The organism is Microbulbifer sp. NBRC 101763 (genome assembly GCF_040371615.1).
Classification (GTDB): Bacteria; Pseudomonadota; Gammaproteobacteria; order Pseudomonadales; family Cellvibrionaceae; genus Microbulbifer; species Microbulbifer variabilis.
Genome location: NZ_BAABQV010000005.1, coordinates 12,194 through 36,429, shown reverse-complemented (window position 1 = coordinate 36,429; position 24,236 = coordinate 12,194). Strand labels below are relative to the sequence as shown.

Here is a 24,236-nt window from a genome sequence, read left to right as displayed (position 1 = left end):
GAGTGTCGGGTAAAGGCAAAACCATCAAAGTTGATTATCTTGCGCGGGTTGAAGGCGAGGGGGCGCTCTTTATTCGATACGATGATGATCAAGTGCACGATGTTCAGCTGAAGATCTTTGAGCCTCCGCGTTTTTTTGAAGCCTTCTTGCGCGGACGTGATTACACTGAGGCTCCCGACATTACTGCCCGCATATGTGGCATCTGCCCAGTGGCCTACCAGATGAGTGCCCTTCATGCTATGGAAGATGCTCTGGACTTGGTGCCCACGCCAGAGCTAAGGACCCTGCGCCGGTTGCTCTACTGCGGGGAATGGATTGAGAGCCACATGTTGCATGTCAGTATGCTGCATGCGCCAGACTTCCTCGGTTACCCCAGTGCTGTAGCTATGGCCAAGGATCACCCGGAGATAGTCCGCCAAGCTCTCGAGATAAAGAAAGCAGGCAATGCGCTGCTGCGACTGCTTGGAGGGCGGGAGGTCCACCCGATCAATGTCCGGGTTGGAGGCTTCTATCGAACACCTATTCCGGAGCAATTCGAGAGCTTGCGCGAACAGCTATTGGCCGCTCGTGATTTAGCCGAGCAAATGTGTCGATGGTCAGCTAGATTGCCATTCCCGGAAAACAACCAGGAGTTTGAGTTTGTTTCCTTAGTCAATCCAGACGAATACCCGATGAATGAAGGTCGCATTCAATCGAGTAGAGGACTGGATATTTCAGCAGGTGACTATGAGCAATATTTTCGTGAAGAGCAGGTACCGCACAGCACCGCTCTTCACAGTATTCTGATCGAACGCGGCGCCTACCTGGTCGGGCCAATGGCGCGCTTCAATCTTAACTATTCCCGCCTCTCTTCGAGGGTCAAGCAAGTGGCAGAAGAGCTGGATTTTAGGCCGCCCTGCACCAACCCATTCAAGAGCATTGTGGTGCGTTGCCTGGAAGTGCTTTATGCCTTCGATGAGGCACTTCGGATTATCGAGAATTACCAGCCTCCAGCCCATCCCTACCTTACCGTCAAACCACGGAAGGCCAGTGGCTGCGCCGCTACCGAAGCTCCACGTGGACTTTTGTACCATCGCTACGGCGTCAACGCACAGGGCAAGATAACCCACGCAAAAATTGTTGCTCCCACCTCACAAAACCAGAAAACAATCGAGCAAGACCTGCGCCTGATGCTGCCAAAGTTTATGCACTTGCCGGAGGACCAGTTACAAGGTTTATGTGAGCGCGCCATTCGTAACTATGACCCCTGTATTTCCTGCTCAACCCACTTCCTGCAGCTACATTTGCAACATGACCAACCAGGAAGTCTCTGAACGCTGGTTACTCATCAGCCTGGGCAATCGCTTTCGCAGTGATGATGGAGTAGGGCCCTTTTTACTTCAAAAGTTAAAAGCATCCCTAGGCCATGCTGCAGAATTCTATGAAAGCGGCGGGGATATGGTTGGTCTACTGGGGCAGTGGAAAGATCGCCGGGTTTGTCTGGTAGATGCGGTTCAAGTGAGTGGGCGGAAGCAGGGAGATTTAATCCGTGCCAATGGATTGGCAGACTTGCTGGCCCCCAGCTTGTGCAATACCTCCAGTCATGGCTTCAACCTGAAAGAGGCCATAGAGCTGGGAAAGAATGTGCGGTTACTGCCCCGACGGCTGGAGATTTTCGCTATATGCGCAGAGAACTTTACCTGCGGTAATCGCCTCTCGGCTGAAGTAAAGAGGGGGGCAGTTCTCGCGGAGCAACAAATCACTGAACTTGTACAGGCTGACAATGGAGGTCAGCAATGCACGAACAATCACTGATTAAGAACCTGATCGAAAAGATTCAACAGCTTTCCGCCGATGAAGATGGCAAGGTCGTTGGGGCTAAGTTGCGCCTTGGGGCACTGGCACATATTTCACCAACACACCTTCGCGAGCACTTCGAGCAGGAAATTTTCGGTACTGCCCTGGAAGGTTTGCGCCTGGAAATTGAAGTACTCACTGATATCCATCATGCCGAGGCCCAGGACATTATCCTGGAGAATCTTCAGTTCGAGGCCAAGGATGGACAATGAACGCCAGCAAGTAGAAATTACAGGTTTGGTGCAGGGGGTTGGGTTCCGTCCATTTATCTATCGCTTGGCCAGGGAATGTAAACTCAATGGTTGGGTGGTCAACCATAGTGGTGGCGTACGGCTAGAGGTAGAAGGCGATCCCCTGAATATAGCGGGGTTTTTGCGCAGGGTGCCGGAGGAAAAACCACCTCACAGTCAAATCCTTAGTGTCCTCACCAAACTCGTTCCTATAAGAGGGGACAGCGGGTTTGAGATACGTGCAAGTGCAAAGGATGCAGAAAAGTCCACCCTTATCCTTCCGGATCTAGCGCCGTGCAATCACTGCCTGGCCGAATTGGCAAACCCCAACGACCGGCGTTATAACTATCCGTTTATCAACTGCACCCTGTGCGGCCCACGCTTCAGTATTATCGATAAGCTCCCCTATGATCGGGCCAATACCACCATGTCTGCATTTCCCCTTTGTGACAGATGCCACAAAGAATATACAGACCCTTCCGATCGCCGTTTTCATGCTGAGCCCAATGCCTGCCCGGAATGTGGCCCGCAACTGGAATTATCTGATGGCACAGGCAAAGTGCTGGCTCCAAATGAGCACGCTCTGGAACGAGCCGTGACGGAGATATCCAGCGGACAGATCGTTGCGTTAAAAGGTGTTGGTGGCTTCCAATTGCTTGTAGATGCAGCTGATGGCGCAGCACTGGAGAAGCTGCGTAAAAGGAAACAGCGTCCACACAAACCCTTTGCGCTTTTATATCCTTCACTGGAAGCCGTACACAGGGATTGCGAGGTTTCCAAAGTGGAAGCCGACTTACTTACGTCTCCCGAAAGGCCGATTGTTCTACTAGCGGCAAAAGCTGATGCCGGGCAGCGAATACATAACCTGGTAGCTCCTGATTCCCCAGAATTGGGGGTGATGCTTCCTGCTTCGCCTTTACATCAGCTCTTGGTCCAGACATATGGTGCACCGCTGGTTGCTACCAGTGGAAATCTGGCCGATGAGCCAATCTGTACTGAAAATAATGAAGCACTGACCCGGCTTGGCAAAATTGCCGATTGTTTCCTTATGCATAATCGCGGGATTTTGCGCCACCTTGACGATTCCGTACTCAGGGTGATTGATAATCGTCCTGTCATGCTGCGCCGAGCCCGTGGTTTTGCGCCTCTTCCACTCATGCGCCCACAAATTACGCAGGAAAGTACTGAGCACCCAGCCATTTATCTGGGGTTGGGAGCAGATCAAAAAAATACAGTGGCCCTATCTCATTCCGGTTGGATCTATTCCAGCCAGCACATTGGCGACTTGGAGAACGCCACCAGTGTTGAGCGCTTCGACAAAACTATCGAGGATCTGACTTCCTTTCAGCAGTGCGAGCCACACACCCTGGTTCACGACTTGCACCCCGGCTTTAACTCTCATCGCTGGGCGCTTAGTAAGCCAACCCCAAAACTCGGTGTGCAACATCATATTGCGCACTTTTTCTCCTGTATGGCAGAGCATAACCACAGTGGCCCCGCACTTGGTATTTGTTGGGATGGCACTGGTTATGATATTGACGGTGTGGTTCGCGGAGGCGAGTTCCTTTACTGGAATGGCGATTCTGAAGTCAAAAATATTGCCAGCCTGCGGACTTTTCCTTTGCCTGGTGGTGAGAAAGCCGTACGTGAACCACGACGGTCCGCAGCCGGGCTATTGTACGAAATATCCGGCTTCGTGGCCCTGCAGCACGATTTAATCAAACGTTGTTTTTCCCGCGGTGAACGGCAAAACCTGGTCACTATGTTGAAAGGGGAAATTAACTGCCCACAATGTAGCAGTGCCGGCCGTTTATTTGATGCTGTTGCCGCTCTGCTTGGTCTCAGAAGCCATACCAGTTATGAAGGGCAGGCTGCACAGGCATTGGAGCACTCGGCTCGCGGTATCCAAAGCCGGGATGCCTATCCATTTGACCTGCAAAAACGGGGCAACCGCTGGCAACTAGACTGGGCACCCAGTGTCAGTGCGTTAATTTATGATGAAGGAAGATCCTTACCGCAGCGCGCAGTGGCATTTCACAATACCCTGGCCCAGATGATCCTGTCTGTAGCTGGAGAAGTTGCTGAGCCGCAAATTTTTTTGTCGGGTGGGGTTTTCCAAAACAAGCGGCTGACAGAAACGGTTACCTCTCTGCTTCAGCGGTACAACTTTACGGTGCACTCCCACAGCCAGGTACCTCCAAATGACGGAGGTATTGCCCTTGGCCAGGTGTACTACGCCCACTGCATGGCCGCTGCCGGCCAACCACTGGGAGGTTAAGCACTATGTGCCTGGGGGTCCCCGGCCTGGTAGAAGCAATCACCGGCAACTCGCCGCTGGAACGCATGGGCAAGGTACGATTCGGCGGTATAGCACGGGAAATCAACTTATCGCTGGTGCCCGATGCACAAGTCGGTGACTACGTGATTGTCCATGTGGGAATCGCTATCAGCCAGATTCAGGAAGCAGAAGCCGAGCGGGTGTTTCGTTACCTGGATGCTCTGGACGAGTCAGGCACCCTGGAGAGGCCATGAAATTCCTTGATGAGTATCGCCAAAGCGATAACATTCGGAAAATAGCTACAGAAATCCGCAAAGTCACCACAAAGCCCTGGACGCTAATGGAGGTCTGCGGTGGCCAGACCCATGCGATCGTCAGACATCGTTTGGACCAACTACTCCCCAAAGAGCTGGAGCTGGTTCATGGTCCCGGCTGCCCGGTTTGTGTGACCCCTCTTGAAATGGTCGATCGCGCAATTGCCATTGCATCCATACCTGAAGTTATCTTCTGCTCATTTGGAGACATGTTGCGCGTACCGGGTTCAGAAAGTGATCTGCTTGCAGTCAAAGCCCGGGGAGGCGATGTCAGAATTGTCTACTCACCACTACAAGCAGTGCAGATTGCCGAGCAAAATCCATCCAGGGAAGTGGTCTTTTTCGCGGTAGGGTTTGAAACCACGGCAGCAGCCAATGCGATAGCGGCTTCCCAAGCCATCCATAAAGCACTGGATAATTTTTCCATGCTTGTGTCGCAATTTCTGGTTACACCAGCAATTGATTCCATTTGCTCCTCACCAGAATCGCGTGTGCAGGCTTTTCTCGCAGCGGGCCATGTTTGCTCAATCACCGGTTATGAGCGATACCTGCCACTCGCACAGAAGCACCATATCCCCATTGTTGTTACCGGATTTGAACCTCTTGATATCCTTGAGGGAATCCTGATGTGCATCAGCCAACTGGAGCAGGGTACTTACCGCGTACAAAACCAATATCTGCGCGCGGTAGAGCAAGCTGGCAACCGGCAAGCACAGGAACTGATAAGGAGAGTTTTTAAGGTTTCAGCGCAGCAATGGCGTGGTGTTGGCTGGATTCCCCAGAGCGGCCTTGTGTTTAATGATGCGTTCGCCGCACTGGATGCCAAGTCAAAATTTGATCTCATACGCATTAGCACTGCCGAGTGTCATCAATGTATCAGTGGCGAAATTATGCTGGGCCAGAAAAAACCCAAAGATTGCCCCCACTTTGGAAAGGGGTGCCGCCCGGAGCAGCCTCTAGGTGCTCCAATGGTCTCTTCAGAGGGCGCCTGCTCCGCCTATTATCGCTACAGCCAACAGGAAAAACCCCGTGAACATCCAGTGTCCGTTGCCCACAAAAACGGATGAGATCGTCAAGCTTGGCCACGGCAGTGGCGGAGAGATGACGCAGCGTCTGCTTAAAAACTATATCCAGCCATTATTTAATAATTCCTGGGTATCACAAGCCCATGACAGCGCAACTCTTCCCTGGGATGCCGATAGGCTGGTCTTTACCACCGATTCCTTTGTAATCACTCCACTATTTTTCCCCGGCGGCAACATCGGTGAGCTAGCGGTGTATGGCACCGTAAATGACCTGGCAATGGGAGGAGCTGAAGCGAAGTTCCTCAGCTGTGGGCTCATTTTGGAAGAGGGACTGCCATTGGCAATACTGGAAAGGGTGCTGATATCAATGGCAGAAGCAGCCAGTAAAACCGGAGTGAAGCTGGTTACCGGCGATACCAAAGTGGTGGAAAGAGGCAAAGGTGACGGTATCTACATCAATACCAGTGGAGTCGGCGTCCTGGAGAGCAATCAATCTATAGACCCCAGTCGTATCCGCAGTGGGGATCTGATTCTGCTTTCGGGAGATATTGGTCGTCATGGAATCTCCATAATGGCCAGCCGCGAAGGCCTTGAATTCGAAAGCAGCCTGGCGAGTGATTGTGCTCCCCTCAACGGCGCTGTATCCAAACTGCTGCGGGCCGGGGTTGAAATCCACTGCCTGAGGGATCTTACTCGTGGCGGATTGGCTACTGCACTGGTTGAATTGGCGGAGAGTTCCAACAGGAGCTTTGTATTGGAGGAAAGCAGCATCCCCATTAGTGAGGCAGTGCAGGGAGCCTGTGAAATACTGGGGTTAGATCCACTTTATGTTGCCAATGAAGGGCGCTTTGTAGCCATCATTCCCGAAAGCGCTTCCGAATTGGCTATCGCAACCCTGCGTGAAACTGACGTGGGTACGTCTTGCGAAATCATAGGTCGTGTTGAAGGCGAGGGCTACGCCCAGGTAATACTGCGGAACAGCCTGGGTTGTGACCGTTTGTTACAGCGATTACCCGGAGAACAGTTGCCGAGGATTTGTTAAACGCTAGAATCGCTGGCAGGGAAAATTGCCAACTGATAACGCACAATGACTATCTCAGCTTCCTTTGCTTTATTCGCTTCAATGCTGGTGCTAGCCCTTATTCCAGGGCCTGGCGTGTTGGCAGTGATATCCCGCAGCCTTACATTAGGCCTGCGTCAGGGCCTGATCGCTGCAGCCGGAATTGTTGCAGGCGATTATTTATTTATCCTATTGGCTCTACTAGGGCTAAGCACATTGGCCGAGGCCATGGGTAGCCTCTTTGTCATCATTAAATATGCGGGAGCGGCATTCCTTATCTGGCTCGGAGTGAACCTGATTCTCACTTCTGGTAAAGGGAAGGCCATCAAAAATGAAGAGAAAGTACCAGAATCAAGTGGTGGCGGTATCTTTTCGAGCTTTTTGTTAGGCCTGCTAACAACCTTGGGCAACCCGAAGGCTATCCTTTTCTATGCGAGCTTTTTCCCAGCATTTCTCGACCTGACCAGTGTTACTTCAACCGATATCTTCGCTATCTTCACGATAGCAACATTGTCAGTGGGCAGTGTTATGGCAGGTTATGCCTACTTTTCCATCAAGGCAAAGCGCTCATTCGGAAATTCAAACAAGGCGCCTGCTCTGAAGTGTGGTTCAGGAGCTTTATTGATTAGTAGTGGAATTTTTGTTGCAGCCAGAGGCTAAGACCTAAGTATCTTCACTGGGAATAGCAACATCAAAGCCATTTAGAATCGCTGATAACTGGTGATATCCAGCTATCAGGAAGATCAGCTCTGCAGCCCCATCTTCCCCAAATTCGTCCACTGCCATTATCCAGGTGGCCTCAGGAAGCCTGCCTCCAGAGGCAAGTGAGGTAGCAATGCTGTAGGCGATCCCTTCATCCCGGGTCAGGTCGTGGGGACGCTGCCCTGCAGTAATGGTGGCAATTTTATCCGAATCCAAGTGAAGGCTTTCACCGATAGCAGTGTGAGAATAGAGTTCATATCCCGCCTTAAAGTGAGCGCCGGTGGCTAGGATGGCAACTTCCCGAGCCAACTTTGGAAGCTTGGGTTTAGCGGCAATGGCTTTGATATTTTCCCACCAGGGTTTGCCAAATTGCGGATAGTAGAGAGCCGGTGCCCAAGGGCCAAGCAGAGCACCATCCCTACGTTTTTTGACGAATCCAGAGAAGTAGCCACTCATTTCATCGCTCATGTCGTCGTAGAGAGGTATCTGCTCTTCGTTAAGATCATCTGGAGAGATAGCGGGAATACGCATAGATGAGTTCCTTAGAAGTCGTGCCTAGTCCTTAATTTTGATTGGATAAAGTCTAGCTGGCGAATTTTAAGGATAACGACAAATATCTCGCCTCTTAACTCTCTCGCATATGAGGGTGAAAGAAAGGGAGAGGCTGAAAGAAGGTGGGAGGGGTTAGAGAGCCTAACCACATGGTGGTGGTTAGGCGAAGAACATAAAGTTATTAGTAGTCGACAGTTGTTATAACGAAGTCACCTTCCGACGTACCCTCGCTATCCTGGTCGGTGTAAGCAATCCAGGCAACCGTTTCACCAGCAGCCGCTAACTTATCCTTTAATGTTAGGGATTCCACCATATTGCGCGGCACGTCAAAATGCCATTGGGAGCCCAGTGCCTGACACTCACTCTCTCCGTCTGGCCATGCGCCTTTTGTTGTTGTCAGTGACCACATAAGGGGATAGTCTGCGGCACCATCATCCTTTAGATCGTCTGCATGCAAGGCGCCATTTAAACGTCTTTTGCAGGCAAATACACTGGTTCGGTCGCACCGGCGGTCATTAAAGCGCCCATCACTTCTAATAGCGGCGCAGTCCTCACCTGTGCCATGGTCATTGGGCTCACCCTCGCCCCAAGACCATAGGCCTTTATTTTGAAACCGGCTATCTGTAGCACTGACATCGTAGTGCTCTACCGTGTTGATGCCATCATCCCAATTGTCCAGGCTATCATCGTCGCCACTTTTCCAGTGCCGGTTCAATCCGCCCCAGCCATCAAATACCACATCGAATGTTTCATGATTATCATCGGTATCGCTGTCATTTTTTGTCCAGAAAAATACGAATCTTTTCTTGCCATTCAGGCCATCATGCTGCCGAATTTTTTCTCTTGATAACTCACGGGAAGGAAGTGAGGTTCGCTTGTGATTAGCCACTTCAAGGCCGTTGGGAAAGTCCTCTTTATAGTCTTCCGGTGTGTAAATATAATCCAGGCCAATTTGGCTGATAAGATGATTTTTAAAAGTGGTTTGAGCACCAGAGGATACTGCATTTTCTATATGTACTATTACTGTTCGATTAGTGCCGTGTTGATCTTGCTTATAGGCCCAGTCTCTCAAATCTCCCAGTACTGTTGCAATGGGGACACGCTGAGGGTCGAACCAGAAGTTACAATAAAATGATCCATGACAAAAAACCTGTTCACCACTGAATTGATGTAAATCCAATTCTATAATTTCCGCCCCAACATCAATCTGATCTTTTACCCTAAGGGATTGTTCTGCACCGACCCAGATTGCACCATAAGCATCAGAGTTATAACTATTATGTGTCGCCAATACCTGGGTGTAGCGAATGGGTGTTGAGTATGTAAGACGTCGCTGAAGCTCTAAGGCGTATTTAGCGTGATCATCGGTGCGTTGTTCAGTTTCATAATCGTAATAGAGATTGAACTGCACCAACATTGTGTACGGATCAGTTTCCGCTACAAGTGGCGAACCCATAAAAACAGTACTGACCATTAATGCCAAGCAAACCGATTGCAAGCGTCGAAACAACCATATTATGCGGATATTTTTCATTATTATTCCTGTTATTTTATTAGTGATTTCTAAACAGCTCTTACTGTGCTGTCTCATATGACTATTAAATGCTTATAGGTATTTGCTGTCGGTAACATTCGAAATGTCATACTGTATGACCGAAAGTACAACTGCCTTAACAAGTCGATACCTACAACTGGGATAATATCTAAAAGAGTCTGCAAAAAGATTAACTCACCCTGGAAGGTTTTTAGGTTTTCGTGAGAACTATTTCGCAAAATTAATATATAAAAAGAGAATATGAGTAATAACCAAGCTTCGCTTTCAATAAAAACTCTCCGTCAGTCTGATCTGGAAAGCCTTCCCTCTATCACTCAGTCTTTGGTTCTCAATAAGTAAATAGTGGTTGAACGTAAGGTTGAACATTAGTTTTGTCGGCAGGCAAATTGTAATCTTATAATTAGAGCTAGAACTTTCGAGCCTTTAAAGAGTCCTATCTCCAAGCTTACCGATCATCAGTTGCCTTTTGAAACAAGGATTTTGATCAAATTTACTGAGTATTTGGTCCACGAAGTAAATGGATTTAAACATAACGGCTTCTTTGTGCAGCAATAGCAAGACAACAATAAATGCCTGGCGACTGGCTATATCATTGGTTATTGCTGTTGCTGTGCATATAGGGCTGCTCATTATACCGATGTCAATTGCACCAGATACGTCACCAGGCATTGCGTCTCCGCTTGAAATCAACTTGTTGGCGAATAAGAAAATAGAAGTACCCAGAGCGGATGACACCGAACTACCTCCTTCCCATATAAAACCCCAGGAGCTTGAGGGTTATACTACGGAAACAACCGGCAACAATGTAATAGAGGTAACGCCTTCGACACCTAATATCAATGGCGGATCAATAACCAATGCAGATTCCTCTTCAACAATCAGTAAGCAAATCGATCAGCCGCAGAATCCTGATCACCTAGGTATGGAAAAGCCGACGCCAACATTAGAAGCATCTGGCGACTCTGAAACCAGAAGGCAGCCCACAGTTTTTGATCCAGTTTTAGAGAGAAAGTTAGCGCAGCAACGCAATAGAGTTCGGCGGCTTGAACGCACAGAAGCCATGTATACAACGACTACAGGCACTTTTGTTGAGGTTGGGGACCGATGTTTTAATGTTAAAGACTTGCCACCTGGAAACACAAATAGCGACTTAAATCCATGGTTTCGGGCTAAATGCCCCAATAATTCCAGGTCCAAGGCAGAAATTGACCGGCTGGCAGAGAAATACGGAATTCCTTAAATCTGCAGATAGACAACTCTAGTTCATGCACCCTGTATGTTGCACTGCCCAGGAAGCTTCAGGTTATTGCTATTCTCAGCCGGAGATAAAATGGAATCCACCAGGGATTCGAGATGAGACCTGAGAATAATTGGCATGCGTTGTCACAAAATGAAGTCCTTTCCGAACTGAAGACGACTTCAGCAGGTATTAGCAAAAGTGAAGCACTCGCAAGGCTCAAAATCTATGGGGCCAATCGCTTGCCAGCACCACCGAGGAAGGGGCTGCTGCGACGTTTTTTCTCGCACTTCGACAATATACTGATCTACGTCCTTCTGGGGGCGGCGTTAATCACCAGCCTGCTTCAACACTGGGTGGATACCGGGGTAATTCTCGCCGTGGTTGTCGTCAATGCCATTATCGGCTTTATTCAGGAAGGCAAGGCTGAAAAGGCGATGGATGCTATCCGGCATATGCTGGCACCGCGGGCTGGGGTATTGCGTGGTAACCAGAGATATACCGTTGATAGCGAGAAGCTGGTTCCCGGCGACATAGTATTACTTGAAGCTGGTGATAAAGTACCAGCGGATCTTCGGCTGTTGAAGACTCACGGTTTGCAGATCCAGGAGGCAATACTGACAGGGGAGTCTCTCGCCGTAGAAAAACGAACCAATCCGGTTGGCATCGAAATTGCACTAGGTGATCGTACCTGTTTGGCCTACAGCGGTACCAATGTTACCAGCGGGCAGGGCATGGGCGTGGTAGTAGCGACCGGAGCCCAAACTGAAGTCGGGCGTATCAGCAGTATGCTTGCCAGGGTCGAAACCCTGACAACCCCATTAGTGGAGCAGATGGGAATATTCGCTAAATGGCTCGCATTCTTTATCCTGGCAGTTGCCGCGCTCATCTTCGCCTTCGGGCTATTTGTTTTACATCACGATTTTTCCGAATTGTTTATGGCCGTCGTGAGTCTATCGGTGGCAGCCATACCGGCGGGCCTGCCGGCAGTATTGACCATTACGCTGGCAGTTGGCGTGCAGGCCATGGCGAGACGAAATGCCATTGTCCGCCGTCTTCCAGCCATTGAGACGTTGGGCTCGGTTTCGGTGATCTGCACAGATAAAACCGGAACCCTTACACGCAACGAGATGAACATCGTATCGGTGATCACGCTTCAGCACCGGTATACCGTAGAGGGCGTTGGTTATGAGCCACTAGGGGATATCTCAAACGAGAATAGTCCGACCTCCATATCAGGCCCTTCGCCTTTGCTCGAGTTGGCCTGCGTAGCAACCCTATGTAACGACGCAGAGCTTAGAAAACTCGAAGGTGTCTGGACTGTTGAAGGTGACCCTATGGAGGGTGCGCTTCTGGCGTTTGCCGCCAAGGCAGGAATGGATGGCGGGGAGGCGCGCCATCAATGGACTCGCACAGATATCATTCCCTTTGATTCCGCACACAAGTTCATGGCCACCCTGGACCATAACCATGAAAACCATGCGCTAATCGCAGTAAAAGGGGCACCAGAACAGATTCTGGGGATGTGTGAAAGCAGTCGTACCGCTGAGGGAGGCACTGCTCCGCTGAATGAGGCTTATTGGCAGGAATGGGTAAACGAACTTGCAGCACAAGGCTATCGGGTGCTGGCCTTGGCCACCAAGCCCGTAAAACCTGAACATACCGTATTGGAACAAACTGACCTGGATAATGCGCTGATCTTTCTCGGCCTGGTTGGCTTGATTGACCCACCCCGCCAGGAGGCGATTCTGGCAGTAGCGGAATGCCAAGGGGCCGGTATCCGAGTGAAGATGATCACTGGTGACCACAAGGCGACCGCCATAGCTATTGGGCAACAGATAGGTCTGCAAAACACTGAAAATGCGCTGACCGGTGTGGATATTGATAATCTCGACGATACGGTACTGGGAACAGAAGTGTTGAACGTCGACATCTTTGCCCGCACCAGTCCCGAACACAAATTGCGACTGGTAACTGCCCTGCAGGCCCACGGAATGACCGTTGCCATGACCGGTGATGGTGTTAACGATGCGCCCGCACTGAAGCGTGCCGAAGTCGGCATTGCGATGGGCAAAAAAGGGAGTGAGGCAGCCAAGGAAGCTGCGGAAATGGTGTTGGCCGATGACAATTTCGCTTCAATTGACGCCGCCATACGTGAGGGGCGTACGGTTTATGACAATATCAAAAAGGTAATCAGTTGGACCCTTCCAACCAACGCTGGGGAGGCCTCAACCATTATTGTGGCGCTGATGTTTGGTATGGTGCTGCCGATAACACCTATTCAGATTCTGTGGGTGAACCTTATCACTGCGGTCACTCTCGGTATTGCCCTCGCTTTCGAGCCGACCGAAGAAAATACCATGTGCCGCCCACCTCGTCCTCGCAGCCAGCCACTGCTCACAGGCGTACTGATATGGCATATCGCACTGGTGAGCATCCTGTTTCTTTGCGGCGTATTCGGGGTCTACACCTATGCAATTGAGCGGCAGTATTCCCTCGACCTAGCTCGTACTATGGCAATGAATACACTGGTGGTAATGGAAATATTCCACCTTTTCTTTATCCGCAATATGTACGGTACTTCCTTAACATGGAAAGCGGTATGCGGAACCAGGGTCATATGGTTAGCGGTGATCGTAGTTACCATAGGTCAGTTCGCCATCACCTACTTCACGCCTTTGCAAGGCATCTTCTCCACCGAAGCCGTATCTCTACCGGATGGGATACTTATCGTTGGTATAGGTGTTGCGCTGTTTGCAATTATCGAGATTGAGAAACAGATTCGAATACGCCTATCCCGTCCCTTGGATACCGGTGGTTCTCATCAAGGACCCGAGCTCGAATCGTGATATCAGAAATGACGTTGGTCAATGGGCTTTATCTTATCTAAAATCTGCTTTCGATTGGAATTGATTGATATGGTCGATGTATATGCAGTAATTTTCTCTGAGTGATGCTTATCTCCATCCAGCTCAGGTGGGATAGGAGAGGGTAGGATATGACAGCTCAGTTCTCATTGAAAATACAAACCGAGCTGCCAAACTATCCGCAAAAATAATTTTGAACGCTTTAGATATTATTCAGAAGCCTCAGATACCCTGAAGTTAGCAACTTCTAATGCTCGTTCGTTTAAAACCCGGGCATTATCTTCCACATTAATAGAACCAGTGGTTTCACCATTGATAAATACACCTGGATTAGACCACTGTTGGATCCTTGGGCCACCAGTATTTGATGGGCAACCATAAGCCATTACTGTTCTCCATGTAGATGGCGTAGAGTTGCAATATCCGTGGCCATATGAAAAAGGCTCCATACTGGGGTCACGTGTTATAATATGCCTTGCTCCGAATAGATGGCCAATCTCATGTGCAAAGCTGAAGTATCCAGCTGCACATCCTTCTCTGGCTAAGGCTAAAGCTGTAGATTCGGTTGCACCAATCTCTCTGGCTACGCCACAATAGAAATAACCAGAATTCCCGGTCAATACCATCATGATGTCCGCCTTATATGTTTCTCTCAGGCGAAGTAACTCAGATGTTTCTGGGTTTTCTGAGTTAGAGAAAAAATCTCTATCAACATAAAAGTCACCACTACCTTCATAACTTGTTTTGTATGAGTGTACAATTTCAACGGATGTATTTACATTACTATTTAAGAAGGAAATATTTGTTTCCTCTTCCAATAGATCCATATAAGCGACAACATCACCAGCGTCACTCTCAAAATTACTGGTATATGCGACAATAACAGTAATTTTTTCGGCTGAATCCAAAGACCCCAAGCTAGAATCAATATTTGAAGGTCTTTCGCCTACATCCATGGGGAAATCTTCGTAATAATTAATATCGTGATCAATCAGGGTAGCGGTAGGCACCTCTATGATATCTGTAGTATTACCTTCACCCGGCCTAACTTTGTATAGCTTTCCGGACATTTGTATAGACCCTACAACATTACCATTATTCTCGGCAATCGTTACAAAATCCCCTTTCCTCTGACCAAATGCAGCAAAAGAGATTCTATTTTTTTTCCTATTAACATTCTTGGTTTTAAATCGTGATAACTTACCATCTATGAGAACCTCCAACTCATCACCAGTTACTATTTTTCGCAACTCACCATTAAACCTTCCTCTTTTTACTATTGATTTTCTATTTTTCTGAGAATCTTTGAAATCTACTTGATCGGAATTGATTTCCTCCATCAAACGATATTTTCTACCGTCATCTGCCGGCAAATAAAGAGGTAACGTTAACAGCAAACAAAAAATGGATATTAAATAACTTCTCATAGGTTCTCTCCACATTATTCTAATAATGTTTAATATTTATAGGTGGTTCGTGTTGTCGTTTTATTTTTCAGTCCGGCATTAAGCCTCACCAGATATTATGAATCGCAATATAAAATTGCAATAAATTCCCAAAAAGCATAGAGCCACATGCTTCTTAATGTGAACCAATTTTATAGTCAGCCCTATATTGCCATCATCTTTATAGGGTTATGTCAATTGAGGTGATTCGCTAAGTCACACAGGGCCAGACTTGAATGCACTTAGTTTAATACGTGAAGCTTATTAGCATATGACAGATCAACCATTTATTTTTCAAATGAATTTAATTAAGGGGCACCTCAGAATTTCTCTGCTTGATCAATAATACTGAACATATATATTCGAGCTGTTCTCGATTAATGCGTCTGAAATTTTATTTTGGTAGGACCCAAACATTATGAGTAATTTCTTTAGCCTGGAGAATAAAGTTGCCGTTATTACGGGAGGAAGCTCTGGGATAGGTTTGAGCACAGCAAAACGTTTTCATTTAGCAGGCGCAACAATTGTTATTGCAGCACGCAGAAGAGGAGAAAAAGTATTACAGGAGATTGGGGGAGGGCACTATATACAAACAGATGTTTCTATAGAGCCCCAAGTTGAAGAGCTAATGAAAATGACAGAAAAGAAATATGGGAGGATTGATATCGTAGTTAATTGCGCAGGAATTAATGAGGGCTACGGTTCACTATGCAATAGTAGTTATAGCTATTTTATGAAGAATTTTAAGGTTAATACTTTAGGGGTTTTCTATAGTATTAAGTATTCCGCTCCATATATGAAAAAAGGTGGGGCAATTATTAATATCGCGTCAGTAGCCGGAATATCAGGAATACCTTACTTGGGGCCATATGTTGCTTCAAAGTCGGCGATCATCGGTATTACCAAAACGGCAGCGCTCGAATTGGGAGACAGGAATATTAGAGTTAATGCAATATGCCCTACTTCAGTTGATACACCAATGGCTCATGCAAGAGGAGGGAAGCAACAGCTTGCAGTGGAAAAAACCGCGGTTCCTTTGCAACGCATAGCAAAACCTGAAGAAATCGCAGCGCTTATACACTTCTTAGCAGCAAGTGACTGTGGATTTATAAATGGTCAAGCCATTAATGTAGATGGTGGTTATAGTGCTGGCCTTTCAATACCGGCTTTTAATGCTCTTTCTAATACTTGAAAGCAATTAAGTTGAGTCTGATGCTAGCTACTCACTATTGTGATGGATAGGGCGCTGAGATCGAAATAAAGTGGAACCGAACCAGTTAACCCAAAACTAAGGGCCCTTTAGAAATGATGCCCAAAGTGGGAACACTACAAGAAGTCAAAGCTATTAGTTCTTTTCAATGTGCTGAGAGACAGCCAACCTTAATTTCAGCCGTAGGGATGGAAAGTAAGAACGGCTGAACAATTATGTAAACTGACCACAGCAGTACGCTGACTTGCGTTTAGTCTAAGAATTAGTGAGCGTGGTAAGTTGTGTACAGACTCATGACTGCCATCAATATACCTTGCCATCTCAGATCAGATTTGCCGATCCTAGAAATTGAGCGTCCATACTTCGAAGTGATTGGGCCCAGCTGACCACCGCCAACTCTGCGTAGTCAGGGTTAAGAAGTGTATGCGTAAGCGAAACGACAGTGCCAAGTTCGCTGCTTCTAAACACAACTTCGACCAATGACGAATTCTTTTGCGGTTCGGTGCCATGTGGCAAGCTGAGATTGCAATGTTCATGGACCTCAAAACTCAGTAACTTCGGTCTGTCGACGCAACGATATACTCCAGACATTACGCAAGATCTGCCGTCTGGAGCTGTCATCTCAAAAGCAAAACTCCCGCCAACCTCTGCCGTGAGATTGAGCACGCGCGTAGTGAAACCGTCGGGGCCCCACCATTTTTCAACCATGCTCGGCGTAACCCAGGCAGTAAAGACCGCTTCCGGTGTTGCCCTGACCATGTAGGAGATAGGCTTGGTTCGAATATCCGCTTGATAGGAAAAATCGATCACGATGATACCTTGTTCTTTTTATCGGGGGGTTTCCTGCTTTCTGTTAACACTAAAACATATCTTTACTGCGCTCCAGAGATATCATGGCTACTTGGGGCTTATCCTCCTATATTCGGCCGTAAATAGTGATATGTTGACCTAATTTTGTTATCCACTATAGTTACCCTGCAGGCTAACTATAATCAATATGGCAACTCAGTTGTACCTCAGCTAGCGCACTCATCAGTGTTTCAGCCCCTGGCAATCATTTTGCCCCGGGAGTACTGATTTAAGAGCTCACGTTGCCCGACAGGAAAGCACGGGATGTGGCCAACAAACCATGATGGAAATAAAAATGCCGATATTGCTGCTCTCGAAAGCGCCGGTAAAGACGATTTTCAAAATATGACTAGATTGACGGAAAACCGGTCAGGTAAGGCGTTCATAGACTGGACCAACCTCTTATCTTGAAGAGAGGATTATTACAGTCTCCCAAATGTCTTAAGCGGTTGCCCAGGGCGTAATCGAAATTTGGTGGCTCATGATCTTAGGCCAATCATGACCAGTTCAAAATACATGGAGGTTCCTTAAGCATGAATGATAAGCAGCCAAGCAGCGAATCAGAGAGCCATACGGTTCATTCTGGCATGAAGGAGTTTTACCACGGCTCCCGAAAAAATCTCAGCCCAGGAGATGTTGTCACGCCCGGCGGCCCATTTGGCATAGCAGGTGACAATGTTGAGACCTCGCATACCTACATGTCACCCAATTTGGATGCAGCCATATGGGCCGCAGAACTCGCCGAAGGCAATGGACCACCGAAAGTGTATATCGTGGAGACGGAAGGTGATATAGAGGATGCGACCGAGCTTTTAGTTAAGAGTGCACCGCGCCACCCTTATATGTCACATCGATCGAAAGGGCGGGTACGAGTTAAATCGGAAGTCCGTGAATGGACTTACTATCACGGAACGCGCGCGGACCTCAAAATGGGAGATATGCTCATGCCGGGAGGTAATCCGAATTTCGGCAAAAAGGCGCTCGGCCATATTTACCTCGCGCGAACACTTGATGCTGCGGTTTGGGGAGCGGAACTAGCGCTGGGTGACGGGCCAGAACGGATTTACATCGTCGAGGCGACGGGTCCAATCGAAGACGACCCCAATGTGACCAATAAAAGGTTTCCCGGTAACCCTACAAAGTCATTCCGGTCTCATAAACCTTTACGCGTTATCGGCGAGGTGAAGGAATGGCAGGGCCACCCTAAGGAAGCGCTAGAAGCCATGAAAGCCGGCATAGCAGAACTGGCCAAACAAGGCATAGGTCCTCTTGATGACTGACTGGATGGCAAGGGCTCGCGCCCTCAAGACACCTTATTGAGACGATGGCAGGCTTGAACATACTGGCCATAAGCTTTTCACTGATGAGCCTGAAAAGTTTTCATTGCCTTGACCGATAAGGTGATCCGGGTTGCTATCGGTATCTCAGCTTTTTCCTGCAGTAATTCTATTTCCACAACGGTGCATCCAAACAACGGCTGGAATAGGGATGGGATGAAGCACTTTTATTAAGGTGATTTTAACGGGCATTACCAAACTGCGGCCATTGCCTAACGATTTTACACCTATATACTTAGTCGAATGGGTAACAATCACGAAAATCTGAATACAGTCTTCCAAGCCTTAGCAGATCCAACGCGCCGCGCTGTCATTCAGCACCTGACCAGCGGACCGGCATCGATCACTGAGCTCGCTAAACCGTTTGAAATGGCACTACCTTCATTTATGAAGCACATTGGTGTGCTGGAGGATGCGGGATTGATCCGATCCAAGAAAATTGGCCGCGTACGAACCTGCGAGATCAAGCCGAAGCAACTGACAGCTGCAGAAACTTGGATTAATAAACAGACGGCCCAGTGGGAAGGCCGAATGGCACGAATGGCGAGCTTTGTCGAAGCACTTGGCGCTGAAGGACAGGATGATTGAGTACGATAAAGATACAGGGTGCCATATTACAAAGCCTGTAGGTCATCCCTCCATCCCAATAGCCGGCTACTTGATCTTCTGTTAAAGAAATAAAGGGCGTGATCGGTTCACATATCGCACCCCCTTATGACATTGCCGATCATAGTTGTTATTTCGTTGCGCCTCACTTTGAGCAGATAGAGGTCAATTCTCTTACTCTTTTGCGCCACTAGTAAGTTATCCATTGACCTAACTATTATTGCTTTTTATAGTTATCCAATCAGCTAACTATTAGTCGGTAGCCTGGGAACCGCTATTAAGCAAAGGGGCTAACATGAGCCAACAGTTATCGCATGACACCATATCCATCAGCAAAACAATCAAAGCACCGGCAGAACAGGTTTTTTCAGCATGGGAAAACCCAAAAACCCGCTCATTATGGGGGGCACCCTCTAAGGATGAGGCAATCGAGTTTCTTCAAAACGACTTTCGCGCCGGAGGCCTTGACGTACATCGGTGCGGCCAAAAGAATGATCTGCAATTCCGGGCCGAAACACACTACTACGACATCCGTAGGCCGCATCGCCTGCTTTTTACCGAGCGTGTATATACAGACGACTCTTTATTGAGTGCCTCTCTGATCACCGTGGCGATTAGCGAAAATAAGCGCGCGACTGAACTCCAGGTGACGATACAGATCGCCTCTCTGGTCGGTTTGGGAATGATCGACGGAACACGCAATGGATGGCAGTGCGCTCTTTCTAATCTCGCCGCTTACCTGGAAGCAACAAGGGTGGAAGTCGAATAAAGAAGATCAATAACCTATCTCTTCAAGTCTCAATGGTGATTGAAAGCAATAGCCTAAGCACAACTCGCGACGCCATTTTGATCAACAAAATCACCAAGGAAGAACTGTGTGCGAAAAATCATTGTAAACACGTTTGTTAGTCTGGATGGCGTGATGCAGGCTCCCGGTGGTCCAGAGGAGGACTCTTCAGGGGGCTTTGAGCATGGTGGATGGGTGGCGTCCTATTTCGATGAAGGTGTAGGTAAATTTATGGGGGATGTGTTCGCATCCCCATTCGAGCTGCTGCTTGGCCATCGGACTTACGATATTTTTGCTGCCTATTGGCCAAAAGTAGCTGCTGATCCGCCGCCTCAGGGTGTTGATGATGGCGAAATCCAGATGGCCAAAAAAATCGATGGTACAACACGATATGTCGCCTCCCGCACAAAAACCGAATTTAACTGGGAAGGCAGTGAATGGCTGGGTAATGACCCGGTCGCACGACTTCGTGAAATCAAGGCCAACAATGGTCCTGACTTGCTGGTTCCGGGCAGTGCCAATTTTATTCAGACTCTACTCAAAGCAGACCTGGTAGATCAGTTTAAACTGCTGATTTTTCCTTTGGTTCTGGGCAAAGGAAAGCGCCTCTTCGGTGCCGGTGTGATCCCTTTGGGTTTCCATGTACAACAATCTACGATGACAGACAGTGGCGTTATTTGCGTGACCTATGTTCGGGATGGAAGTATCACCACTGGAGACTTCTCCCTTCAACAAGATTAGCGCTGGCAGCCCAATCGCAAGCTGGTGTAAATGATAGGAGATCTTGAATGCTGGTTATGGTGCTGATCAAAGCCACGGCGGCAACTGAGGCAGGCAAGTTGCCGCCGCAAGCTATTCGTAACGCGATGGACCGCTTTAATGAAGAGCTTCTCGACGCCGATATCCGACGCATGGCGGCTGGTCTCAAGCCCACGGCAGAAGGGAAGCGTCTTGTATCTGATGGGAACGCAATATCGGTCGTTGATGGTCCATTCCCAAAATTCGAGCAACTCGTATCAGGTTTTTGGCTCTGGGAAGTGTGTGACATTGAAGAAGCGATGGCATGGGCTGCTCGGTGTCCAAACCCTATGGAGGGTGCATATGAAATTGAAGTCCGCCCCCTTTATGAGACTTCAAGTTTAGATGGAATCAAAACGCAGAAGCTGACGTTGAGACAATAGCGAAAGGAGCTCGATAGTTATGGAACCCATCATTTACCTGACATTCAATGGAAACTGCCTTGAGGCGATGACGCATTATGCCGAGACACTCGGTGGCAAGATCTGGGGCACCCTCCTAAATGCAGATGCGCCCAACCCCGAAAGTAGAATGCCCGGCGGCGACAATATGGTTATGAATATGGCCATGACACTGGGCAGCGCGACCCTGATGGCTTCCGACAACTCCGATGAGATGTACGAGAAGCCGCAAGGTTTTCGCGTTTTTATTCCGCCTAAATCCAGTAAGGAATTTAATCGTATCTACGGCATATTCTCGAAGGAGGCAAAAGCCATAGATATGGCCCCCGTCGAAACATTTTGGGCTGAACGTTTCGCTTTACTCACGGATAAATATGGAACGCCATGGATGCTGAATTACGAGGGTTCAAAGGCAGAAGCCGTAGGGGAGGGGGCATCAAAATCGGACTCCGGGAAAATGATAGTTTGATAGTGGGTGCGACTTTGCTCGTGCGGGACAACCAATTATGGCCATGATTTCAGATATCGCAGATTATTTTTCAAAAGGTTGTGGACGTTGTGAGCGTTTCGCAACGCCCGATTGCTCAACCCAGAAATGGAAACCTGGCCTTACTGAATTGCAACGGATTTGCCTGAGCATGGATCTGGAAGAGTCCGTTAAGTGGGGGCAGCCTTGCTATATATTTGCCGGTCGAAATATTGTCATCCTGGGGGCATTTCGAGAGGGATTCCTCATTAGCTTTATGAATGCTGCACTGATGAAGGATCATGAGGGTGTTCTTCAAAAGCGAGGCGCGAATACGCAGTATCCGCACATGATCCTCCTGAAGGCCAATGATCAGGTGGAAAAGCTTGCACCAATCATACGGGCTTATATTGAGGAAGCGAAAGGATACGCTAGAGCAGGTATTAAGCCCCAAAGAGCAGAACGCGATATCGAACTCCCTGATGAGCTGGTAGAAGCCATGGATGGAGACCCTGAGCTTGCAGAAGCGTTTCATGCATTAACGCCGGGGCGTCAGCGAAGCTATACCTTTAACCTTAGTTCAGCCAAGAAATCCGCTACACGCATTTCGAGAATAGCGAAGTTCCGCGAAAAAATAATTGCTGGCAAAGGCGCTATGGAACGATAAAAGCGAAGCATGGGTGAACAAACCACGACTCACTATCGTGCAGAGCGGTCTTTGGTATAGCGCTGATTTGGCTAAGCGGTCCTAGACAATATTTTTCATGCTGAGTGAGGTAACAGAACATCCTCTTCGGGAGGAACGGAGGCCGTCATTCATGACTAATACAACAGGAGCAGGGATCTTTATCGAACCTGAACGCGGACGCAGTTACGATATGGGGCGCATTGCAGCAATTTTCAAAGCTGACGGTGAAGAGACCGCAAATCAATGCTCAGTGTCGGAATGGTGGATTGAGCCGAACACCAAAGGCTTCGGCGCGCACTCACATGAGGCTGAGATCGAACTGTTTTATGTGTTGGAAGGCACCATGTCTTTCCTGGTAGGCCAGCAGTGGCGCGATGCAAAAAAAGGCACTGTCATTTTGATCCTCCCCGGCGTCCAGCACGACTTTGAAACCGTAGCAATCAACGCACCGGCGTTCTCAACGTTTACATTGGCGGACCATTTGAGATGAAGATGCCCAAAATCGTCGAGTGGTTTGCAGAGCATCCGACGGAGGATGCGATATGACTGTAAATACCAAAGATTTTTATTAGTGCAAACAATCAAACTGTCCAAAGCATAGGAGAATACATATGACCGAACTCGTAAACTGCCTGTGGTTTGACTATGGCGAAGCAAAGAAGGCGGCAGAATTCTACGCTGCATCTTTTCCAGATAGTCATGTAGACCGAGTTAATCGAGCGGTGACCGACTATCCCGGCGGTCAGGAAGGCAGTGAACTGACTGTCGAATTCACCGTACTCGGGCGCAAGTTTATTGGCGTGAACGGCGGCCCGAGTTTCACTCCAAATGAATCGGTTAGTTTCATGGTTATCACCGAGAATCAGGAAGAAACCGACCGCTACTGGGAGGCGATCATCAGTAATGGTGGGCAGGAAAGCGCTTGCGGTTGGTGCAAGGATCACTGGGGCCACTCGTGGCAAATTACACCGAGACAACTTCTGGATCTGACTACGAACTCTGATCGTGACAAAGCGAAGCGTGCTTTTAAGGCGATGATGTCCATGAGTAAGATCGATATCGCCACGATCGAGGCGGCGGCCGAGGAGGTATGAGTTCATGGGGAAGTACTCTTCTCAACTTAACTCAAGATCTGGAGCTGATTATGACTTTAATTCAGAGCAGGAAAACTAAGGAGATCTCCGGAGTAGTCCGGCAGATCCTGTCACCAAAGGCCTGGAAGGATGAACTCGCTGAACTCCGCAAAGCAGAAAAGGAGCTGACCCGAGCGCACGACCGGCTGGCAGAAAAGCGACGGTATTCAGGTTGGGTGAAGATCGAACAAAATTATGCCTTTGCGGGTCCAGGAGGCACTGCGACTCTGGCTGACTTGTTCGATGACCATTCACAACTAATCGTTTACCACCATATGTTGAAACCCGCTGATCCCAGCCCGTGCGAAGGCTGCTGCATGGTCGCCGATCAGATCCCTCATCTTGCCCATCTGCATGCCCGAGACACCTCTCTCGTTTTTGTTTCAAAAGCGCCGATCGTTGAGATAGAGGCATTCCGGAAACGTATGGGTTGGGCAATCCCCTGGTATGAAACCAAGGACAACTTCAACGCTGATTTCGATGTGGCTACCGGATTTGGTATCAACGTTTTCTATCGCGATGGAGAGGACCTCTATCGAACCTATTTCACTAACGGCCGAGGTGTCGAAACACTTGGCACGGTGTGGACTCTTTTGGATATCACACCGCTCGGCCGTCAGGAAAACTGGGAAGAGGCTCCCGACGGCACTCAGCAGACACAGCCGTATCATTGGTGGCGGAGACACAACGAATATGGCTAATACGGGTGCCTGCCACACATCATCCAGCTACAACGGGAAGGATTCATCTGCTCATTTAAAAAAAAGGGGTTGCTTGTAAAAGCGGTATTCAATGGCGGTCTGCTCGCGGGCGTGCTGAATATTGGTTATGCACTTTATGCTGCAGTTGATTGCACGCGA

24 protein-coding genes and 2 pseudogenes are annotated in these 24,236 nt (G+C 48.5%); 22 read left to right on the top strand and 4 right to left on the bottom strand.

The genetic code is table 11. The features are described from left to right. Positions 1 to 2 precede the first annotated feature (2 nt). Genes ABWV76_RS13085 through ABWV76_RS13050 form a run of 8 tightly spaced genes read left to right on the top strand, consistent with a single transcriptional unit; the run spans position 3 to position 7,403 of the window. Positions 3 to 1,313, top strand: coding sequence for a Ni/Fe hydrogenase subunit alpha (locus tag ABWV76_RS13085; protein ID WP_353376174.1), 1,311 nt, complete (start codon positions 3 to 5; stop codon positions 1,311 to 1,313). Continuing rightward, positions 1,291 to 1,794, top strand: a complete 504-nt coding sequence (locus tag ABWV76_RS13080) for a hydrogenase maturation protease (RefSeq protein ID WP_020412785.1) — start codon at positions 1,291 to 1,293, stop codon at positions 1,792 to 1,794. The genes ABWV76_RS13085 and ABWV76_RS13080 overlap by 23 nt, the downstream gene beginning before the upstream one ends. After that, positions 1,776 to 2,048, top strand: a complete 273-nt coding sequence (locus ABWV76_RS13075; protein WP_282953498.1) for a hydrogenase/urease maturation nickel metallochaperone HypA — start codon at positions 1,776 to 1,778, stop codon at positions 2,046 to 2,048. Before ABWV76_RS13080 ends, ABWV76_RS13075 begins: the two co-directional genes overlap by 19 nt. Further along, the gene (hypF, locus tag ABWV76_RS13070) at positions 2,038 to 4,344 is read left to right on the top strand and encodes a carbamoyltransferase HypF (protein WP_353376173.1); all 2,307 of its coding nucleotides are present in this window, start codon (positions 2,038 to 2,040) and stop codon (positions 4,342 to 4,344) included. Before ABWV76_RS13075 ends, hypF begins: the two co-directional genes overlap by 11 nt. 5 nt (positions 4,345 to 4,349) lie before the next feature. After that, positions 4,350 to 4,598 carry a HypC/HybG/HupF family hydrogenase formation chaperone gene (locus ABWV76_RS13065; RefSeq protein ID WP_020412782.1) on the top strand — a complete coding sequence of 83 codons (249 nt, stop codon included), beginning with the start codon at positions 4,350 to 4,352 and terminating at the stop codon, positions 4,596 to 4,598. Next, entirely contained in the window at positions 4,595 to 5,725 is a 1,131-nt protein-coding gene (gene hypD, locus ABWV76_RS13060; RefSeq protein WP_353376172.1) for a hydrogenase formation protein HypD, read from the top strand. Before ABWV76_RS13065 ends, hypD begins: the two co-directional genes overlap by 4 nt. After that, complete coding sequence (gene hypE / locus ABWV76_RS13055) at positions 5,688 to 6,725, top strand: hydrogenase expression/formation protein HypE (protein WP_026305020.1); 1,038 nt, start codon at positions 5,688 to 5,690, stop codon at positions 6,723 to 6,725. Before hypD ends, hypE begins: the two co-directional genes overlap by 38 nt. A gap of 45 nt (positions 6,726 to 6,770) precedes the next feature. Next, entirely contained in the window at positions 6,771 to 7,403 is a 633-nt protein-coding gene (locus ABWV76_RS13050) for a LysE family translocator (RefSeq protein WP_353376171.1), read from the top strand. Positions 7,404 to 7,406: 3 nt separating this feature from the next. Here ABWV76_RS13050 and ABWV76_RS13045 read toward each other — a convergent pair whose 3' ends face one another. Continuing rightward, positions 7,407 to 7,976: a carboxymuconolactone decarboxylase family protein gene (locus tag ABWV76_RS13045; protein ID WP_020412778.1), complete on the bottom strand. Its 570-nt coding sequence runs from the start codon at positions 7,974 to 7,976 to the stop codon at positions 7,407 to 7,409. Positions 7,977 to 8,178: 202 nt separating this feature from the next. Further along, on the bottom strand, positions 8,179 to 9,531 hold the full coding sequence (locus tag ABWV76_RS13040; RefSeq protein ID WP_282953502.1) for a hypothetical protein: 1,353 nt from the start codon (positions 9,529 to 9,531) through the stop codon (positions 8,179 to 8,181). 538 nt (positions 9,532 to 10,069) lie between these two features. On the opposite strand from ABWV76_RS13040, the gene ABWV76_RS13035 reads away from it, so the two are divergent. Both ABWV76_RS13035 and ABWV76_RS13030 read left to right on the top strand, forming a co-directional pair. Beyond that, a complete protein-coding gene (locus tag ABWV76_RS13035; RefSeq protein ID WP_353376170.1) occupies positions 10,070 to 10,792 on the top strand; it encodes a hypothetical protein in 723 nt (240 codons plus the stop codon). A gap of 113 nt (positions 10,793 to 10,905) precedes the next feature. Further along, positions 10,906 to 13,638 (top strand): cation-transporting P-type ATPase, encoded by a 2,733-nt coding sequence (locus tag ABWV76_RS13030; protein ID WP_353376169.1) that lies wholly within the window; start codon positions 10,906 to 10,908, stop codon positions 13,636 to 13,638. A 227-nt stretch (positions 13,639 to 13,865) separates the two neighbouring features. On the opposite strand, the gene ABWV76_RS13025 is transcribed toward ABWV76_RS13030, so the two are convergent. After that, a complete protein-coding gene (locus ABWV76_RS13025; RefSeq protein ID WP_169337102.1) occupies positions 13,866 to 15,083 on the bottom strand; it encodes a M12 family metallo-peptidase in 1,218 nt (405 codons plus the stop codon). A gap of 436 nt (positions 15,084 to 15,519) precedes the next feature. Here ABWV76_RS13025 and ABWV76_RS13020 point away from each other — a divergent pair, with 436 nt between their 5' ends. Then, positions 15,520 to 16,293 carry an SDR family NAD(P)-dependent oxidoreductase gene (locus ABWV76_RS13020; protein WP_353376168.1) on the top strand — a complete coding sequence of 258 codons (774 nt, stop codon included), beginning with the start codon at positions 15,520 to 15,522 and terminating at the stop codon, positions 16,291 to 16,293. Positions 16,294 to 16,632: 339 nt separating this feature from the next. Here ABWV76_RS13020 and ABWV76_RS13015 read toward each other — a convergent pair whose 3' ends face one another. Then, a complete protein-coding gene (locus ABWV76_RS13015; RefSeq protein ID WP_353376167.1) occupies positions 16,633 to 17,121 on the bottom strand; it encodes an SRPBCC family protein in 489 nt (162 codons plus the stop codon). A 572-nt stretch (positions 17,122 to 17,693) separates the two neighbouring features. On the opposite strand from ABWV76_RS13015, the pseudogene ABWV76_RS13010 reads away from it, so the two are divergent. From ABWV76_RS13010 to ABWV76_RS12960, 11 genes and pseudogenes are all read left to right on the top strand, one after another. Further along, positions 17,694 to 18,044 (top strand): annotated as a pseudogene (locus ABWV76_RS13010) (NAD(+)--rifampin ADP-ribosyltransferase); the annotation flags it as partial. A 15-nt stretch (positions 18,045 to 18,059) separates the two neighbouring features. After that, positions 18,060 to 18,440 (top strand): annotated as a pseudogene (gene arr / locus ABWV76_RS13005) (NAD(+)--rifampin ADP-ribosyltransferase); the annotation flags it as partial. A gap of 300 nt (positions 18,441 to 18,740) precedes the next feature. Beyond that, complete coding sequence (locus ABWV76_RS13000) at positions 18,741 to 19,085, top strand: ArsR/SmtB family transcription factor (RefSeq protein ID WP_020412768.1); 345 nt, start codon at positions 18,741 to 18,743, stop codon at positions 19,083 to 19,085. Positions 19,086 to 19,398: 313 nt separating this feature from the next. Then, positions 19,399 to 19,872, top strand: coding sequence for an SRPBCC family protein (locus ABWV76_RS12995; RefSeq protein ID WP_353376166.1), 474 nt, complete (start codon positions 19,399 to 19,401; stop codon positions 19,870 to 19,872). Between the two features lie 108 nt (positions 19,873 to 19,980). Beyond that, a complete protein-coding gene (locus tag ABWV76_RS12990; RefSeq protein ID WP_353376165.1) occupies positions 19,981 to 20,631 on the top strand; it encodes a dihydrofolate reductase family protein in 651 nt (216 codons plus the stop codon). Positions 20,632 to 20,678: 47 nt separating this feature from the next. Beyond that, positions 20,679 to 21,071, top strand: coding sequence for a YciI family protein (locus ABWV76_RS12985; RefSeq protein ID WP_353376164.1), 393 nt, complete (start codon positions 20,679 to 20,681; stop codon positions 21,069 to 21,071). A 19-nt stretch (positions 21,072 to 21,090) separates the two neighbouring features. Continuing rightward, positions 21,091 to 21,558, top strand: a complete 468-nt coding sequence (locus ABWV76_RS12980) for a VOC family protein (RefSeq protein WP_353376163.1) — start codon at positions 21,091 to 21,093, stop codon at positions 21,556 to 21,558. A 37-nt stretch (positions 21,559 to 21,595) separates the two neighbouring features. Further along, positions 21,596 to 22,222, top strand: a complete 627-nt coding sequence (locus ABWV76_RS12975; RefSeq protein WP_282953513.1) for a YdeI/OmpD-associated family protein — start codon at positions 21,596 to 21,598, stop codon at positions 22,220 to 22,222. 151 nt (positions 22,223 to 22,373) lie between these two features. Beyond that, the gene (locus ABWV76_RS12970) at positions 22,374 to 22,733 is read left to right on the top strand and encodes a cupin domain-containing protein (RefSeq protein WP_353376162.1); all 360 of its coding nucleotides are present in this window, start codon (positions 22,374 to 22,376) and stop codon (positions 22,731 to 22,733) included. 121 nt (positions 22,734 to 22,854) lie between these two features. Further along, on the top strand, positions 22,855 to 23,337 hold the full coding sequence (locus ABWV76_RS12965) for a VOC family protein (protein ID WP_353376161.1): 483 nt from the start codon (positions 22,855 to 22,857) through the stop codon (positions 23,335 to 23,337). A 50-nt stretch (positions 23,338 to 23,387) separates the two neighbouring features. Continuing rightward, on the top strand, positions 23,388 to 24,077 hold the full coding sequence (locus tag ABWV76_RS12960) for a DUF899 domain-containing protein (RefSeq protein ID WP_353376160.1): 690 nt from the start codon (positions 23,388 to 23,390) through the stop codon (positions 24,075 to 24,077). Positions 24,078 to 24,236: the final 159 nt, after the last annotated feature.